General features: G+C 46.4%; 1 protein-coding gene. It reads right to left on the reverse strand.

Annotated features, from left to right (window positions below; all coding sequences use genetic code 11):
• On the reverse strand, positions 1-946 hold a 946-nt coding region (locus A3766_RS25550), incomplete at both ends, for an FAD-dependent oxidoreductase (protein WP_197479745.1).

Consider the following 946-nt stretch of genomic DNA (forward strand, 5'->3'; position numbering starts at 1 on the left):
ACGCGACGACATAACTCATTTGTGTCAAAACCAGTAACGAGTGGATCAGGGCCAATACGATTGCCTTTAGCGTCAAGCCACAAAGCAGATTTACATGGGATCAAGCTTAAGCCATGGCCTTCAAATTGTGGCTGAGGATGCGGAATACCTGCCGCATAATTCCACATTTTATCAAGATGCGTAACACTCCCCCCCAAATTTGAAACGAGCTCATGCAATGCGCCATCGGCATAAGGGTGAGATCCGTTTAGGATTTCTTTCGGTGGCAAGCCCCAAGGTTTGTACCAATGCTCCCTAACCTTGTCGATACTGCCGTTAATCCCGCCACATGCAGCAATAGTATGCTCAGCCTCAAACTCTACTACCTTTTTAGTCTCTTCACTTTCACTTCGACAGCCCACTACGCGGCCATTTTCAGATACCAACTGAACTACACGATGTCGATAAAAGAACTGAAGACTATCACGGTTAGAATGCTTAGCCAGTTTTTCTAGAAACAATTCAACCAAGCGGTGACCAGTGCCCCAAATTACGTGATACCGGGGAACGCTATTACCATCGCCATTTAGCCCACGTTCTACCCAGTTTACGGCCGGAAAGAACTTTAAGCCTTTGTCACATAGCCAATGAAATACGCGCTCTGCGGAATTCTGCACGTAGTATTCAGCCCAACGTTTAGGCCATTCATCCTGTTCACTGAACTGAGCGAATGAATGCCAATCTTTTAAGGCAAGTTCAGGAGAATCTTTTATGCCCATACGTTCCTGAAGTGGTGTCCCCACCAAGGCCATACCACCAAACGCCAACTTTGCCAGGCCACCGGAATTACCTTCAATATCTCGATCAACCAACGAGACACTTAGACCTTTTTCCAAGCATTCATGCGCCGCAATTAAACCCGCAATTCCAGCACCAACAATAAGTACATCACTTTTAATAGCTGCCA

The sequence above is a fragment of the Oleiphilus sp. HI0132 genome (assembly GCF_001635845.1).